The sequence below is a fragment of the Corynebacterium sp. genome, assembly GCF_030532195.1.
In the GTDB taxonomy this organism is placed as follows: Bacteria; Actinomycetota; Actinomycetes; order Mycobacteriales; family Mycobacteriaceae; genus Corynebacterium.
Genome location: NZ_JAUNLP010000006.1, coordinates 106,760 through 123,236, shown reverse-complemented (window position 1 = coordinate 123,236; position 16,477 = coordinate 106,760). Strand labels below are relative to the sequence as shown.

The 16,477-nt window shown below is 59.4% G+C and carries 14 protein-coding genes; 12 read left to right on the top strand and 2 right to left on the bottom strand.

All coding sequences use genetic code 11. From position 1 onward, the window contains the following. Positions 1–13: 13 nt before the first annotated feature. The 6 genes from Q4E11_RS07935 (at position 14) to Q4E11_RS07910 (ending at position 5,983) form a co-directional block, all read left to right on the top strand. Positions 14–970: a UTP--glucose-1-phosphate uridylyltransferase gene (locus Q4E11_RS07935; protein WP_303164996.1), complete on the top strand. Its 957-nt coding sequence runs from the start codon at positions 14–16 to the stop codon at positions 968–970. A gap of 83 nt (positions 971–1,053) precedes the next feature. Further along, the gene (glp, locus tag Q4E11_RS07930; RefSeq protein WP_303164995.1) at positions 1,054–2,325 is read left to right on the top strand and encodes a gephyrin-like molybdotransferase Glp; all 1,272 of its coding nucleotides are present in this window, start codon (positions 1,054–1,056) and stop codon (positions 2,323–2,325) included. 29 nt (positions 2,326–2,354) lie between these two features. Further along, positions 2,355–2,987 carry a GNAT family N-acetyltransferase gene (locus Q4E11_RS07925; RefSeq protein ID WP_303164994.1) on the top strand — a complete coding sequence of 211 codons (633 nt, stop codon included), beginning with the start codon at positions 2,355–2,357 and terminating at the stop codon, positions 2,985–2,987. Positions 2,988–3,176: 189 nt separating this feature from the next. Further along, positions 3,177–4,478, top strand: a complete 1,302-nt coding sequence (gene glpR / locus Q4E11_RS07920) for a gephyrin-like molybdotransferase receptor GlpR (protein ID WP_303164993.1) — start codon at positions 3,177–3,179, stop codon at positions 4,476–4,478. 326 nt (positions 4,479–4,804) lie between these two features. Further along, positions 4,805–5,194 carry a DoxX family protein gene (locus Q4E11_RS07915; RefSeq protein ID WP_303165100.1) on the top strand — a complete coding sequence of 130 codons (390 nt, stop codon included), beginning with the start codon at positions 4,805–4,807 and terminating at the stop codon, positions 5,192–5,194. Positions 5,195–5,230: 36 nt separating this feature from the next. Continuing rightward, entirely contained in the window at positions 5,231–5,983 is a 753-nt protein-coding gene (locus Q4E11_RS07910; RefSeq protein WP_303164992.1) for a zf-HC2 domain-containing protein, read from the top strand. Here the strand turns inward: Q4E11_RS07910 and Q4E11_RS07905 are convergent. After that, positions 5,980–7,497, bottom strand: a complete 1,518-nt coding sequence (locus Q4E11_RS07905) for a dolichyl-phosphate-mannose--protein mannosyltransferase (RefSeq protein WP_303164990.1) — start codon at positions 7,495–7,497, stop codon at positions 5,980–5,982. The two genes, Q4E11_RS07910 and Q4E11_RS07905, sit on opposite strands and share 4 nt — an antisense overlap. A gap of 25 nt (positions 7,498–7,522) precedes the next feature. On the opposite strand from Q4E11_RS07905, the gene rsmI reads away from it, so the two are divergent. Together rsmI and Q4E11_RS07895 are read left to right on the top strand one after the other, a co-directional pair. Beyond that, entirely contained in the window at positions 7,523–8,434 is a 912-nt protein-coding gene (gene rsmI, locus Q4E11_RS07900) for a 16S rRNA (cytidine(1402)-2'-O)-methyltransferase (protein ID WP_303164988.1), read from the top strand. A 218-nt stretch (positions 8,435–8,652) separates the two neighbouring features. Next, the gene (locus tag Q4E11_RS07895) at positions 8,653–10,272 is read left to right on the top strand and encodes a BCCT family transporter (RefSeq protein WP_303165098.1); all 1,620 of its coding nucleotides are present in this window, start codon (positions 8,653–8,655) and stop codon (positions 10,270–10,272) included. Here Q4E11_RS07895 and Q4E11_RS07890 read toward each other — a convergent pair whose 3' ends face one another. Beyond that, entirely contained in the window at positions 10,273–11,493 is a 1,221-nt protein-coding gene (locus Q4E11_RS07890; protein WP_303164987.1) for an aminodeoxychorismate synthase component I, read from the bottom strand. 93 nt (positions 11,494–11,586) lie between these two features. Between Q4E11_RS07890 and metG the strand changes: the two genes are divergently transcribed. The 4 genes from metG (at position 11,587) to rsmA (ending at position 16,462) form a co-directional block, all read left to right on the top strand. Then, positions 11,587–13,413, top strand: a complete 1,827-nt coding sequence (metG, locus tag Q4E11_RS07885; RefSeq protein WP_303164986.1) for a methionine--tRNA ligase — start codon at positions 11,587–11,589, stop codon at positions 13,411–13,413. A gap of 4 nt (positions 13,414–13,417) precedes the next feature. Further along, positions 13,418–14,242 (top strand): TatD family hydrolase, encoded by an 825-nt coding sequence (locus Q4E11_RS07880; protein WP_303164985.1) that lies wholly within the window; start codon positions 13,418–13,420, stop codon positions 14,240–14,242. A gap of 177 nt (positions 14,243–14,419) precedes the next feature. After that, positions 14,420–15,559, top strand: coding sequence for a resuscitation-promoting factor (locus Q4E11_RS07875; RefSeq protein WP_303164983.1), 1,140 nt, complete (start codon positions 14,420–14,422; stop codon positions 15,557–15,559). Positions 15,560–15,595: 36 nt separating this feature from the next. Further along, positions 15,596–16,462, top strand: a complete 867-nt coding sequence (gene rsmA / locus Q4E11_RS07870) for a 16S rRNA (adenine(1518)-N(6)/adenine(1519)-N(6))-dimethyltransferase RsmA (RefSeq protein ID WP_303164982.1) — start codon at positions 15,596–15,598, stop codon at positions 16,460–16,462. Positions 16,463–16,477 lie beyond the last annotated feature (15 nt).

The following is a 16,477-nucleotide window of genomic DNA, read 5'->3' as shown; positions in this document are numbered from 1 at the left end:
TATCGTGGCCTTTATGGTCTCATCGTCTACAGAGTCTGGGTCGGACAAGTCGACACCAGTTCGAACTGTAATTGTTCCCGCGGCTGGTATGGGAACACGTTTCCTGCCTGCCACGAAAACAGTGCCTAAGGAACTGTTGCCGGTGGTTGACACGCCCGGTATCGAGATGATTGCTGAAGAAGCTGCGGCTGCAGGCGCGCAGCGATTGGCCATTGTCACCGCCCCCAGCAAGGATGGTGTGCTTGGGCACTTTGATCCACGGCCGGATCTGGAACAGACGCTGCATGAGCGCGGCAAGGACAAGATTGCGGCGAAAGTTCGCCGCGCGACCGAGGTTATTCGCGTGGAGTCGGTCGTTCAGGACCGCCCGCTGGGGCTCGGCCATGCCGTGCTGGTCGCTGAGCCTTTGTTAGACGATGATGAAGACTGCGTGGCAGTCATGTTGCCCGATGACTTGGTGCTGCCAATCGGCGTGATGGACCGGATGCGTGAGGTTCGTCAGCGCTATGGTGGATCTGTCCTGTGCGCGCTGGAAATTCCGCACGAGGAAGTTTATAACTACGGCGTCTTCGATATTGAGGCCCCAGAGCACGGCGATGATGAGGCCGACAATGAGGAATTTGCCGACGTCAAGCGTGTTAAGGGAATGGTGGAAAAGCCGGACCCCGCTGATGCTCCCTCTAACTACGTAGCTGTGGGGCGTTATCTGCTCGACCGTGCAATTTTCGATGCGCTGCGTCGTATCCCACGCGGCAAGGGCGGCGAGTACCAGCTCACCGATGCCATTGAGCTGCTCATTCAGGAAGGCCACCCGGTACATGTGGTCGTCCACAAGGGATTCCGCCATGACCTGGGTAATCCTGGTGGCTTCATCCGCGCTTGCGTAGACTTTGGACTCAGGCATCCGGATTACGGCGAGGGGCTGCGTGAATACATGGAGCAGCGCCTGGCGCAGGCGGACGACGCTTAAAAACCAGCCCGTCGCAGAGACGGTCAACAATCTTTAGGCGCACCGAGCCACAAGGTTATTGAGGGTGTCGAGGAAGGTAAAACATGCGTTCTGTGGAAGAACAGTTGGCGGCCATTACCGCGCACGCTGTGATGCCTGATCCTGTGCGTGTCGCTATTTCGGAATCGCTGGGCATGTTGTGCGCCGAGGACGTCATCGCAGAGCAGCCGCTGCCAGGGTTCGTGCAGTCGGCCATTGACGGTTACGCAGTGCGCGCTGTCGACATCACCGGTGAGTCCGGTTCACTGCATCCGGACGTACGCCAGTCCGATGTCGATTTCCGCGAAGTTGAATTGCCCGTTGTCGGCGAAGTCACCGCCGGTTCTCATCACCCGATGCGCCTGCAGCCCAAGCAGGCCGTGCGCGTGCAAACTGGAGCGCCGCTGCCATCGCTTGCCGACGCAGTTGTGCCGCTGAACTGGACAGACCGTGGCGGACGCCGCGTCAATGTCCTCCATCCCGTCTATTCCGGAGACTTCGTGCGCAAAATCGGCGCGGATGTGGAACCGGGGGATGTCGCCGTATCTGTGGATTCGGTAATCTCCCCATCCCAGGTGGGCCTGCTGGCAGCCGTGGGGCGCTCCAAGGTGCTTGTGCACCCGAAGCCTCGCATGTCGGTTATTTCCATCGGCAACGAACTGGTCGATGTCGACCGCACTCCGGGGCTCGGCCAGGTTTACGATGTCAACTCTTATGCGCTGGCTGCCGCTGGCCGTGACGCGGGCGCGGAAGTCCACCGCGTAGGCATCGCCACTGGTGAGCCGCGTCGTATTCGCGAAATCATAGAAGGCCAGCTGATTCGCAGTGAGTTGCTGGTTATCACCGGTGCCGTCGGCGGCGCGGCCGGTGAGCAGATCCGCCGGGTTCTCGCAGAACTCGGTGAAGTCGATGTTTCCCGTATTGCCATGCACCCAGGCTCCGTCCAGGGCTTTGGTCTGCTCGGCGACGAAAAGATTCCAACCTTCTTGCTGCCATCGAACCCCGTCAGCGCCCTGGTAGTCTTCGAAGTGATGGTTCGGCCACTAATCCGCCTGGCTCTGGGCAAGCGCAACCCGCGCCGTCGTGCCGTGACCGCACGCGCCATTGGCCCGATTGAGTCTGCGGAGAAGCGACGCGGTTATGTCCGCGGTCAGCTCATGCGTGACCGTGAAACCGGTGAATATATGGTGCAGCCGCTCGGTGGCTCGGGAGGCGCGCAAGCACACCTGCTGGCCGGCATGTCCGAGGCCAACAGCCTGATTGTCATTCCGGAAGACGTGCTCCACGTGCGACCGGGTGATGTGGTTGATGTCCTGTTCATGGCTCGACAGGCATAGTCGGCGCTTAACCGCGAGTTTGCTCTATCGTGCGTACTGCTCGACTTATTACGAAAGCAGGCCGAGTGCGGCTGAGAGTGCCCGAGCGCTCTGATGCGAGGTCATGGCGTGAGCTCCGTCTTGCCGACGAACACATTCTGCGCCCGGTCGAGCCCACCATCAACACCGATTGGGACAGTGCCCATAAAATCTCGACTTACCGTCGCAACCTGCGCAGTTGGCGTCGCTCCGAGGCCGACGGCGACATGATTGTCTCGGCGATTGATGTCAACGGGCAGTTGGCGGGCATGCTGACCCTCGGCTCGATTACACCTTTTCCGGTTGGCCACGCCTGGATTGGCTATTGGGTCGGCAGCCGGTTTACCCGCGGGGGAGCAGCCACCGCCGCAGTGGCGCTGGCCTGCGACTATGCCACGAAAATCGGCATCCACCGACTCGAAGCAACGGTGTTGGACAGCAATGTTGCGTCGATAAGCGTGCTGCAAAACTGTGGGTTCGAGTTCGAAGGTGTGGCGCGAGAGGCGTTCCATATGGACGGCCAGTGGCGCGATCACCTCACGTACGCGCGCATCGGCGATACGAGTGCGGTGGAGAAAATCGTGTCCGACGGGCGGGCGCGATATGAAGAGGCCGAGAAATATCCTCCGCAACGGCGCGCCTGACCGGGCATAAGTGAGCGCGCCGATAGGGTGAAAGCCGATTCTACTATTTGGCATGTGCGCGCTAGGTGTGCAGATTTCATTGTGTAGATTGCACTGTTGAGTAGTGTGTGTAATCTCACGGTGCGGTCAGCGCACTAGGACCGGGGTAGACGGCGATCCCCGGGGGCGGATGTGCGAGGAGAAGTGATTATGTCGAGTTCACTATTGCTGATACTCATCGTTGTCTTGTGGTTGTTTGTGCTGGCACCGCTGGTAGTCAACACCCGCAAGCCGATTCGTCGTACCTCCGATGCACTGGGCAAGACCCGCGTGCTGCATCGCGGCGGCGACGAACTGGCCACAACACGGCGTCGTCCGTCGTTTACGGAAGCCGACGTCCGCGTCACCGAGGAGGTCGACGATTCGCTTGAGACCGTCGACGCGTCCGTTGACGACGACTTCGATGTTAGCGATGTGCTTATCGACGACACCGAGGACGAGGCAACCAACCCCGCCGTCGTTGACGGCGATATCGTCTATGAACTCGAGTCGGCAAAGCCAGCGGAGCCTGAATCGGCTGTGAACCCGGAGGATGCTGGGTCTGAGCAGTCCGGAGAATCTGCAGAGTCGGCTGGAGATACGGCTGCGGCCGAGGCCGATTCAGATGAGGACGAAAACCTCGTTGCTGATGCCGATGCTGATACTGACGCCGTTTCCGACGAGGATACCGAGCGTGATGAGGCCGTATCCGTCAAGGCAGAGCCCGTGCGAGCAGATAACTCCGCCACAGAGGTCAGCACAGACGTTCGCCGTCAATACGTCGATGCTGATGATTTGATGTTCGATGAGTTCGCTGATGTTTCCGAGAATGCCGAGGACGCTGAAATCACCGGTGATGACACGGCTGAGAACGCGGAGGCAGCCGAGGCTGCCGACGCGGAGGCCGAGTCTGACGCTGAAGCCGAGGAGTCCGCTGAAGTGGGTGACTCCCGCGACTCGGGCCTCCCCGCCGCCACCGTCACTGATGTTGACGACCAGCTCACTGAGGACGATTACGCATTCGCGGAGAAGCGCCGTGGTCGTGGTGGCTTTGATCCAGTGTCGGATGCTCGCTACGCAGAGACCCGCTTTGCCCGTCGTCGTCGCTCCGTTGCAGGTCTGGCCGCATTCATCGCGGTGACCATTCTGATTGCCGCTTTCGTCGGCGGCTGGACCTGGTGGATTCCGCTGCTCGGTGTTGGTCTGATGGCGGTTTACCTGGTTAGCCTGCGTCGCACTGTGCGTGCTGAGCAGGAATTGCGTGCCCGTCGCATTCGTCGCATGAAGATGGCGCGCTTAGGTGTGCGCCACCGCGAGGACGAAGAACTGGGCATTCCTCAGCGGCTGCTTCGTCCGGGTGCCGTGGTAGTTGAGCTCGATGACGAGGATCCAGATTTCGCTGATTTGGCCTACACGGACGTTCAATTCGACGACGACGGTTACGATGATTTGCCGCAGGAGCGCGTGAGCTAGACCATAATTAACCTTAAAGGTTTCTAAGCACGTCAACGCGATTTTTTCCTGGTGACAGTGCCTGTTACGATTGGGCTACCTAAGACATGACACACCGGGTGTGTTTGGCTGAAGGGCTTCTCCCGAGGGGTTGGGAGAAGCCTTTTTGCGTTTGTAGGGTCTGTTCACAAGTCGTTGGAAGCGTTGGCCAAAGCGGGCAGCAGGCATCTTTTGAGAATCTTGTCCGCACACGAATTGCACACACAATTCGCAACAGGCCCGTCCTGGAGACATCTGTATAGTTCCCGTGCTCGTCGGGTAGCATGTCCCTCATGGATCGACCGGTAATGCGCGATATCGCGCTTGTGATTCTTCGCCTAATGCTCGGAATCATCTTTATCTTCCACGGCTGGGACAAGATTTTTATCACCGGTATCGACAAGACTACGGGTTACTTCGTGGCCGCGAATATCCCGCAGGCTCATCTCACAGTCTGGGTGGTGGCGCTGGTGGAACTGGTCGGCGGCGCGCTGTTGATTCTCGGTTTGCTGGCTCCAACAGTCGCCATGATCTTCATCATTGAGATGATCGGCGCCTGGTGGTCGATGCACCTGGGCAATGGCATGTTCGTCCGCGATGGCGGCGCCGAATTAGTCATGGCAATCATCGGCGGGCTGGTGATGATTTTTGTCTTCGGTGCAGGACGGTTCAGCCTGGATAGACAGTTCATTAGGTAATCCGTACGAGTATGTAAAAGGCGGTGGAGATTCCCCGTGGAATGCGAGGACATTCGCGCAGGCTTGTCAGCGCGTCTGGACGGTGAGAAGCCGACGATTGCCGACGAAGTCATTGACGCGCACTTGAGCGCCTGCGAGGACTGCCGCACGTGGTACGAACGCGCAGTCCGGCTCAACCGTGCACTTACTGTGGGGCCGGCCGACGGCATGCCGGACATCTCCACCGACGACCTGTCCGAACGCATTTTGGTCTCCATCGAACCCGAACGCCGCCGCCGCGAACGCGCGTGGATGATTATGGCTGGCACCGCTCGCGGGCTGCTTATCGCGCTGGGGCTGTGCTGGGCGGTCTGGGGCATCCTCACGCTTGCCGACACCTCAGACATGATTCAATTCGGCACTACCGCACCGACATCTGGTGCGCCTATCGACGGATCCACCGCCACCGTCGACCCCATGGAGATTGGTGCACGCGCTGCTTTCCAGCTTGCGGCGATTCGCCTGGCTCTGGCAGTGGGCATGTTCTGGGCTGCGTGGCGGCCTCGGGCAGCGATGGGTATGGCGCCGGTCTACGGCGCGATTGCCACGTTCAGCATTGGTTTTGGCATCCGTGACATCTTGATTGGTGTCCAAGGCCTGCCGGAAATCGCCGGTCTTGCCCTGATGTTTTTCTCGGCTGTCGCACTCGCGGTGGTGTGGCTCGGCGGCTATACGCCGCAGGCTCTTGCGCAGGCGTGGCGAGCGGCCTCGGGACTACCGGTTACCGGCCTGCCGCCACAGCGTGACTAGCTCCAGGACGGCAGCCAGAATCGCCAGTCAAAGTGGTCGATTGGCAATGGGTAACCCGTCATAATCGGTAGCCAAAAAATGAATGCGGCGACCACGAGTACCGCGTGGACTCCCACCACGATGAGTCCGGCTGGTTGTCCGGCGGGGCGCCAGTTGACCAGGTCGTCGGCAAGCAGTGCAAATGCGATGAGGACGAATGGAATCAGTGCGGTGGCGTAGAAGAAGTACATCTGACGGTCATATGCGATAACCCACGGCAGCCAGGAGGCGAGGAAGCCAATAACCGGCAGCGCGTAGCGCCCGTCCTGGTGACGGAGCCAGCGCCACGCGGCCCACAACAGCACAGGCACAAGCAGCCACCAGATTGGCGGGGTGCCAAAGAGCATCATCCAGCCCTTGCAATCCTGGCCGCCGCAGGTGGTCTCGGTGGAGTAGTAGAGCATGGGCCGCCAGCTGACTAGCCACTCCCAGGGCTTGGATTCCCAGGGGTGATGGTGGCCGTTGGAAGTGGTCAATTCGGCGTGGAAACTCAGCACGCTGTTTTGGTAGTGCATGTAGTTCTGCACCGCCTCCGGCAACCAGCCGGTACCGGGTAGGCCCGTATCGCGTTCGTCGGGGGAAATGTGGCGGTAAACCGAGGTTTCTTCGGCAAACCACGAGCGCCAGCTGAGGAAGTACAGGCCAAGCGGGACAACAACTAAGTCACGCAGCGCCGGGGCCGTGTCTCGGACCAATGCGCCGACGACCGGTTTTTGCGCCCCAGCCTCTCGGCGGTACACCAGGTCAGTGAAAACGGACCACAGGCCGAAGGCGGCTATGTAGTACAGACCAGACCACTTCACGCCGGTGGCAAGACCCAAGAACACACCGGCCAGCAGGCGCCACCAGCGGTAACTCAAGTAGGGGCCATAGACGCCCAGCTGAGTGGCAGCAGTCAAGCGACGGTTGGAATCCGCCTGGTCAAGAACCAGCGCCCATGCAGCTGCGACGATGAAAAAGGTCTGGATAATATCCAGCATGCCGACGCGCGAGGAGACAAAGAGCACGCCGTCGGCAAGCGCGTAGAGCCCCACAATGCCCACCGCCAACCTCGAGCCGCGAGTGAGACGTCGGACGATGTCCATCAGCGCTAAGACGACGAGTGTGCCACACACCGCCGACATGAAACGCCAACCTAGGGCGTTGTAGCCGAAGAGCCATTCGCCGAGCGCGATGACCTGCTTGGCCACTGGTGGGTGCACGATGAGTCCGAAGCCGGGATTGTCCTCAATACCTGCGGAAAAGGGGTCTCGCGTGGACTCCAGGATCTGCCAGGCCTGGGGGACGTAGTGCTTTTCGTCAAAAAGCGGGGTGCCATTGTCGGTTCTGCTGCTCAGCCCGATAAAGCGGGTGAGCGCGGTTAGCAGCCCGAGAACGATAAAAAGTACCGTGTCCCACCGATCCCACGGGCGCAGTGTGCGCGAGTGAGGTTGAGCTGAAGATTGTGTCGGTGGGGGCAAAACGGCATTAGTCACGACAGTCAGTTTAAAGTATGGAATCATGACGCATCCGGCTTCGATCCCCAATCCGCATGAGATCCAATCAGTAAGCGACGTTGAACCGCTTGCTGCTGGAATCACGTTGGTCGCCACTCCGCTGGGCAATATCGGTGATGCTTCTGATCGGCTACGCAGTGCGCTTATCGACGCCGATATCATCGCAGCGGAAGACACCAGGCGGGCTCGCAACCTGGCAACAGCGCTGGGCATTTCCCCAAAGGGGAAATTCATTTCGAACTTTGATCACAACGAGGATGACCGCACCGAGGCCCTGATTCGTGCTGCGAAGGCGGGGCAGAAGGTCATTGTGGTGACTGACGCAGGCATGCCAGTCGTCTCCGATCCCGGTCTGGCGGTGGTGGCAGCAGCCCATGATGCGGATGTTCCTGTCACCTGCGTGCCGGGGCCGAGTGCAGTGACAACAGCGTTGGCGCTCAGCGGGCTCAATGTCGGACATTTCTGTTTTGACGGTTTTGCGCCGCGCAAGCAGGGTGCGCGCCGGGCTTGGTTGGAATCGCTGAAGACGGAGCGCCGAGCGTGCTGCTTCTTCGAGTCGCCACATCGCTTGGCCACCACGCTGAAGGATGCTGCGGAGATTCTGGGAGCGGACCGACGTGCGTCGGTAAGCCGCGAGCTGACCAAGCGCTTTGAGGAAACCCGCCGCGCTACGTTGGGGGAGTTGGCGGATTGGGCGGCCGAAGGTGTGCGCGGTGAGATTTCGGTGGTCATTGAGGGGGTTTCCAGCCAGGCGACAGAGGTCGCTGTCGAAGATCTGGTTGGAAGTGTGGAAGAGCTTGTGGGCGAGGGAATGCGGCTTAAAGATGCCGCCAAGCAGGTCGCGGCAGAGGCGGGCATGAGTAAGCATCGAGATCTTTATCAAGCGGTTTTGGCAGCGCGTGAGGAAAATCGTTAGCTGATTGTTATCTTTCCTCCGCGTGTTGTATGAAAGACCTGTGGTGAACAGCGGAAACGCATTCGGCGGAATTGCTGTATTTTCAAATAAAAATGAGTTTTAGCTGAGAATTCACGCATTCTTAGTTGAAATCCCTGTATAGCAGCGGACATGGTGGAGGAATGACGAATCCACCAGAACAGGAAGTACTACAGGAAGAATCGGAGTCCAGAGCGGACATGACATCCGCCAACACTCCGGTCAACATGGGGGTTACAGTCCCCGCAGTTATTGCCATTCTGGCAATTGTCATCTGGGGTCTTGCAGCGCCGGATAGCTTTTCCAGCTTCGCCTCGACGTCGTTGTCGTGGGTTGTCGAAAATATCGGCTGGCTGTTCATTCTCGCCAGTACCGTTTTCGTCTTCTTCATTGTCTCCATTGCAATTTCCAAGTTCGGACACATCCGCTTGGGCAAGGATCAGGAGAAGCCGGAGTTTTCCACTCCTAGCTGGATTGCGATGATGTTTGCAGCCGGCATGGGCATCGGCCTGATGTTCTACGGCGTTGCCGAGCCACTGACTTTCTACCGCGAAGGTGTCCCGGGCCATCAGCCCAACGAAGTCGGCACCGCAATGGCATCGACGATGTTCCACTGGACCCTGCACCCATGGTCCCTGTACGCAATCGTCGGCCTGGCAATTGCTTACTCCACCTACCGCCTTGGCCGTAAGCAGCTGATCTCCTCCGCCTTCATTCCGCTGATTGGTGCACGCCGCGCGGAGGGATGGTTGGGCAAGCTTATCGACGCGCTTGCGATTTTCGCCACCGTCTTCGGTACGGCAGCCTCCCTGGGCGTTGGTGTGCTGCAGATTTCTGCGGGCCTGGAGCTCAACGGTTTTGATGCCATCAAGGGCGCTCCGCTGTGGATCGGTCTGATTATTATCTTGGGCTGCGCGTTTCTGCTGTCGGCACTGTCCGGTGTGGGCAAGGGTATTCAGTACATTTCGAACTTCAACATGGTTGCCGCTGGCATTTTGGCGTTAATCGTGCTGGTGGTTGGCCCGACCGTGGTCATTTTGAACATGATCCCGACCTCGATTGGCAACTACTTCGACTCCTTCTTCGAGATGGCTGCCCGTTCCAGCGCTTCTGCCGATGGCACCGCCGGTGAGTGGCTGTCGTCCTGGACCATCTTCTACTGGGCTTGGTGGATTTCTTGGTCGCCGTTCGTCGGTATGTTCATCGCCCGCATTTCGCGTGGCCGTACCGTTCGTGAATTCGTCTTCACTGTCGTCGCAGTTCCGTCCATCGTGTCGGCTGTGTGGTTCTCCATCTTCGGTGGTTCGGCAATCACCGCAGAGCAAAGTGGCAAGTCCATCTATGGCGATGGTTCCGCAGAAGCCCAGCTGTTCAACCTGCTGGATTCCCTGCCAGGCGGTGCAATCACCTCAATCATCGCAATGGTCCTGCTGGCTACCTTCTTCATTACCTCGGCTGACTCGGCTTCCACGGTGATGGGTACCATGAGCCAGTTCGGTCGTCTGACCGCATCCCGTGGTGTCACTGCTATGTGGGGTGTCTTCACCGCCTTGATTGCGATTGTCCTGCTGGTCACTGGCGGCAGCGATGCGCTGTCGAACCTGCAGAACATCACTATTTTGGCAGCTAGCCCGTTCGTGCTGGTCATCCTGGCGCTGATGGTCGCGCTGGTCAAGGGGCTTTCCGACGATCCCCGTTACCTGGATGATAAGGAACAGCGTCGCTTTGCCCTCCGTATGGCCCGTGAACGCCGCCTGGCAGAAGCCGCCGAGCAGCGCGAACGCCGTCGTGCCCGCAGCATGCGCGGTGATGAGAGCTAGTTAGCGCTGCCGCAACAGCGGGGCGGCTTTCGCCTCAATTTCGGCCCACTCCCCATCGGGTGTGGAGTCGATGGTGATTCCGCCACCAATTCCGGCCTCGACCCGAACTCTGCCCGAGTTCGGGTCTTTTCTGTATTCAGCGGTGCGGATAGCCACGTTGAGCTCCAGTGCGTCGCCGCAGGCAGCGCCGATGGCGCCGCAGTGCACACCTCGAGTTGCCGGTTCCCACTGTCGGAGCAGTTCCTGTGCGCGTAGCTTTGGTGTACCGGTGACGGAAGCCGGTGGAAAACAGGCCTCGATGAGTTCAGCATGCGGCAGGTGCTCAGGCAGTTCGGCTTCGACAGTGGAGAACAGATGCCATACTCCTGGGGCCGGTCGCACACTGAGCAGATCCGTGACCTTTACAGTTCCGGTGGTGGCCACCTGCCCCAGGTCATGGCGAACAAGGTCGACAATCATGATGTTCTCGGCGATGTCCTTACTGCTGCGTAGCAGTTCGGTTGGGTCGTGGTCTTCCGGGATAGTGCCTTTAATCGGAGTTTCGCTGACAGTAGTGCCGCTGCGAATGAGAAATTCCTCTGGACTCAGTGAGGCCACGATCGGAATGCCTGCATCCAAATCCCCCGGTAAAAATGCTGCGCGAGCTGGCTGGTAGTGCGCGACGCGGGTGGCAAACCATGCACCAGCATGTGAAAGTGCATCAATATTCGGCGCGAGTTCGGCATGGAAGCGAGTAGATATGCAGGCCTGATAGACCTCGCCTGCTGCAATAGCCTCTTTGCAGCTCAAGACCGCCGCGCGGTGGGCGGCACTGTCTCCGTGATCCCACTCCAAGGCTTCTGCTGGCTCGCTTTGATGTGAGGCGGCAATAGCTTCCCGTAAGGCTACGAGCCCAGGATGATGGGGGTCTTTCGAACCCGGGCCGTCAAAGTGCCACACGCCTTCGTCGTCAAGCAATGCGACGCAATCGGTGACTCCATGCGCGCTGTCCCCGGAGTAGGGGCGGTACCCAAAGACCCACGCGTCGGCTGAGTCTGCGAACAGCTCGGACGCAGCGCAGGCGGTTAACTCGACATCAGCGGCGAGGACGGCGCGGTAGCCAAACCAGGAGCCAATCAGCGCGGCTGGCCGATGACCGTGAGAGATGAGATGCATCAGCGCATTGGTTGCGCGCGAGCTTACGGCAAAAGCCGAATCAGAGGTGGTGTGCCGGATGGACATAGGACTAAAGCGTAGCCAGTCATCAGAGCCTGATTGCGACAGGGGAGGGGCACAGTTCATCGCAGTCGCACGCCATCTATTACCCTGTTTAATATGTCTCGCATTTTTACAGGAGTTGCGTGGCCGTACGCTAACGGCCCGCGTCATATCGGCCACGTTGCAGGATTCGGCGTCCCCTCGGACGTTTTCGCTCGCTACCAGCGAATGATTGGCAATGATGTGCTGATGGTCTCCGGTACGGACGAGCACGGCACCCCGCTTTTGGTGCAGGCCGAAAAGGAAGGTGTGCCAGTTCAGGAACTGGCCGACCGCTACAACCGCCAGATTGTCCAGGACCTAGCGGGTCTTGGCCTTTCCTATGACCTGTTTACGCGCACCACGACGCGCAATCACTATGCGGTTGTGCAGGAACTCTTCCTGGGCCTTTACAACAACGGCTACATGGTCAAGCAGACCACTATGGGTGCAATTTCGCCGTCGACCGGCCGTACTCTGCCGGACCGTTACATTGAGGGTACCTGTCCAATCTGTGGTGCTTCCGGTGCTCGCGGTGATCAGTGCGACAACTGCGGTAACCAGCTCGACCCGGCAGATTTGATTGATCCGGTGTCGAAGATCAATGGCGAGACCCCGAAGTTCGTCGAAACTGAGCACTTCCTGCTGGACCTGCCGGCACTGGCCGATGCCCTGACGGAGTGGCTCAAGGAGCGCAAGGACTGGCGTCCGAACGTTTTGAAGTTCTCCCTGAATATCTTGAAAGACATCCGCCCGCGCGCCATGAGCCGCGATATTGACTGGGGTGTGCCAATTCCGCTGGAGGGCTGGTCCGACAACGGCACCAAGAAGCTCTACGTCTGGTTCGACGCTGTCGTCGGTTACCTGGCAGTGTCCATCGAGTGGGCCTGGCGCATCGGTGACCCGGAGGCATGGCGCAAGTGGTGGAATGATCCGGAGGCGCTGTCCTACTACTTCATGGGCAAGGACAACATCACCTTCCACTCCCAGATTTGGCCGGCAGAGCTGCTGGGCTACCGCGGTGAGGGCTCCCGTGGTGGTGAAGTGGGTAAGCTCGGCGAGTTGAATCTGCCGACCGAGGTGGTTTCCTCTGAGTACCTGACCATGTCGGGGTCGAAGTTCTCCTCGTCCAAGGGTGTGGTCATCTACGTCAAGGACTTCCTGGCAGAATTCGGCGCTGACCCGCTGCGTTACTTCATTGCCATGGCGGGCCCGGAGAACCAGGACACCGACTTTACGTGGGATGAGTTCGTCCGTCGCGTGAACAATGAGCTGGCAAATTCCTGGGGCAACCTGGTCAACCGCACGGTGTCCATGGCGTACAAGAACTTCGGTGAGGTCCCGACTCCGGGTGAGTTGGCCGATGCGGACCGCGAGCTGCTGGCACTGGCAGACCGCACCTTCGAGGAGGTCGGCGACGCACTGGGCCGTTCCCGCTTCCGCGCCGGTATCACCGCGGCAATGCACCTGGTCGGTGAGGCCAACGCCTACATTGCAGCGCAGGAGCCGTGGAAGCTGGCCAAGGACGAGTCTCAGCGTGAGCGTCTGGCCACTGTGCTGTGGACTGCGCTGCAGGTTGTCAGCGATGCAAACGTCATGCTGACCCCATACCTGCCGGCAAGCTCTCAGAAGGTCTACGAGACTCTCGGCGGCGAGGGTATCTGGGCTGCGATGCCACAGATTAAGGAAGTCCAGGACGACATGCCGGTCGAGCCGGTGGGCACCGGCCTGCCGGAAGAGGGACGTACGTACCCAATCATCATGGGCGATTATGTCAATCAGAAGGCCGCCTGGTGCCGTTTCGATGTCGAGCCGGGCACCAAGCTGGCCAAGCCGAAGCCAATCTTCACCAAGCTCGATGCCGAGCTCGCAGAGCACGGCCCCGAGTGGGCGCAGGTGAAGTAGGCGGATGAGTAAGCGCAAGCGCAAGGTTGCAGAGCCTGCGGAGTTTGTCACCCCGCTGTTTGACGCTCACACTCACCTGGCTTCGTGCGGGGCAAAGGAGCCGGAGGAAATCGCGGCTCTCATGGACCGCGCCGCCGCGGCCGGTGTTGTCGGCGTATGCACGGTCGGTGACGGCATGCCAGAGACTGAACTGGCGTTTTCCGCCGCCCACGCGCACCCGAATGTCTGGGCCGCCACCGCCATTCATCCGACGAGGGCAAACGAGCTTGACGACGAAGCCAAGGCCCGCCTGACCGAGATGGCTGCTGACCCTCGTGTCGTGGCCATCGGGGAGACCGGTTTGGATTGGTACTGGCTGGATTCCCTCGACGGCTGTGCGACGAAGGATGAGCAGCTGGCGGGCTTGCGCTGGCACATGGAGCTGGCTTTGAGCGTCGACAAGCCTTTGATGATTCACAACCGTGATGCCGATGAGGATCTAATGGCGGCGCTTGAGGGATATGACAACACCGTCATTTTGCACTGCTTCTCTTCGCCTATTGAGGTCGCGCGTGAGGCGATTGCGCGTGGGTACATTTTAAGTTTCACGGGCAACGTGACGTTCAAACGCAATGATTATCTGCGACAGGCTGTTGCGGAAGCGCCAGCGGAGCAGCTGCTGGTGGAAACTGATGCGCCGTACATGACGGCCGAGCCGTTCCGCGGTGCGCGCAATGAGTCCACCTTCATCGGTCATCAGGCACGTGCGATGGCTGAGGCCCGAGAAATTGGGGCAGAGGAAATGGCACAAATTCTCACCGATAATGCGCGACGAGTTTACGGCATTTAACGCTCACAGCCACGAGTTTTCGGTTTGAGCAGCAGAAATGCAGTCTTAATCAGCCCTGACGGTGTGAGATAAATCTATGTGTAACTTTTAGACATTACGGAATCTTTATCGTACTGTTACATAAGATATTTTCTCATCCCGTTATTTGGTCCTCCATGAAAGGCTGTGACGAAACCCGTGAGTGCTGCTAAGAAGCGTCATCTCAATCGCGCTAACGGCGGAGTCTCTACTTCGTCCAAGATCGCTGCTAGCAGCTTGGCTGCTGCAGTCGCCCTGGGTGGCTCTGTGGCAGCTGTCAAGTACGACAAGGTCACCGTCGAAATCGACGGCCAGATCGAGCAGGTCGCGACCTGGTCCAAGGATGACAAGGCCATTTTGGAAAAGGCCGGCGTTTCCGCAGCTGGTGGCGATTTGGTAAAACGTCAGGGCGACATCAATGACGGCGGCAAGCTCGTCTACCGCTCTGCAAAGCCGGTCACCATGGTCATCGACGGCCAGGAGAAGAAGCTCAAGACCAACGCAATCACCACTGATGAGCTCATCGCAGGCCTGAAGGAACAGGGACTGATCTCCGACAAGGACAAGGTCGAGGTCAAGAAGGGCAAGATCTCCGCTGACGGCATCAAGGTCGACGTCGTCCGTGCCAAAAACTTCGTGCTTCACGACGACGCCAAGGACATCGACCTCAACCTGCCAGTTGCCACCGTCGGTGATGTGCTGGCAGAGCGCGGCATCGAGCTGCGCGAGGATGACACGGTGACCCCGTCGGTTGAGACTCCGGTTACCGAGGGCATGCGCATCGAGGTCTCTCGCCTGATTGAGAAGACCGTCACTGAGACCGAAGAGATTCCGGCTCACGAGAACATCATCGAAGATGACTCCATGTTCGAAGATGAGCGCGTCGTCGAGGAAGAGGGCGAGCCGGGTAAGGTTGAGCGCCAGGTTAAGGTTGCCACTCGTGACGGCAATGAGCTGGACCGACAGATCATCGATGAAAAGGAGCTGAAGGCTCCGGGTACCACCACTATTCGCCAGGGCACCAAGTCCCGCGTTGCCGCGCCGTCTGCTGGCTACGGAGTATGGGATCAGCTGGCGCAGTGTGAGTCCGGCGGTAACTGGGCTATTGACAGCGGCAATGGTTTCTCCGGAGGCCTGCAGTTCACTGACTCCACCTGGGCTGCTTACGGCGGCACCGAGTACGCACCGCGTGCATCTCAGGCTTCCCGCGAGGAGCAGATTGCAGTTGCTGAGCGTGTCCAGGCCGGTCAGGGCTGGGGCGCATGGCCAGCCTGCACCGCATCGATGGGCATCCGCTAAAACTACTTTTAGGCCGCCAGACCGTAGTATCTAACTGTGACCAAAGCAGAAGTTTCCTTTCTCGGACCGGTAGAAGTACGCGAATTAGCCGCGGAGTTGGATATTGTCCCAACGAAGAAGTTAGGACAGAATTTTGTCCACGATGCCAATACGGTGCGTCGCATTGTTGCTGCCGCGGATCTGCCGGAGGATGCTTACCCCGTTGAGGTTGGCCCTGGCCTGGGCTCTTTGACTCTCGGTTTGCTTGAGCACTGCGGCCGCGCCGCAGCAGTTGAAATTGATCCGCGCTTGGCCGCCCGTCTGCCGCAGACGGTCGCTGACCGCGCCCCTGGGTGCGCGCTGGAACTAATCCACAAAGATGCGCTGAAGGTGCGCCGCGAGGATTTCCACACCGCTCCTGATGCGCTCGTGGCCAACCTGCCCTACAACGTCTCAGTACCGGTGCTGCTGCACATGCTGGCAGAGCTGCCAACTATCACCCGCGTGTTGGTCATGGTGCAGTCCGAGGTGGCAGACCGTCTTGCCGCACAGCCAGGTTCCAAGATTTATGGCGTCCCCAGCGTCAAGGCCGCGTACTACGGCACAGTCCGACGCGCCGGAGCCATTGGTCCCCACGTATTCTGGCCGGTCCCCAAGGTCGATTCCGGTCTAGTGCGTATTGATTGCTTTGACCGCGACAACGCCCCGTGGGAAATCTCAGCGGAATTTCGCCAGCGCCTATTCCCGCTTATCGACGCAGCTTTTGCGCAACGCCGCAAGACTCTTCGCGCAGCCCTGTCGGGACTCTACGGTTCAGGCCCAGCCGCCGAGGAAGCACTGGTGGCCGCTGATATTGATCCCAAGCAGCGAGGCGAAAAGCTCGAAATTGCGGACTTTGTTCGCCTCGCTGAAGCTAGCCGCTAGTTAGCAAGCGGCTAT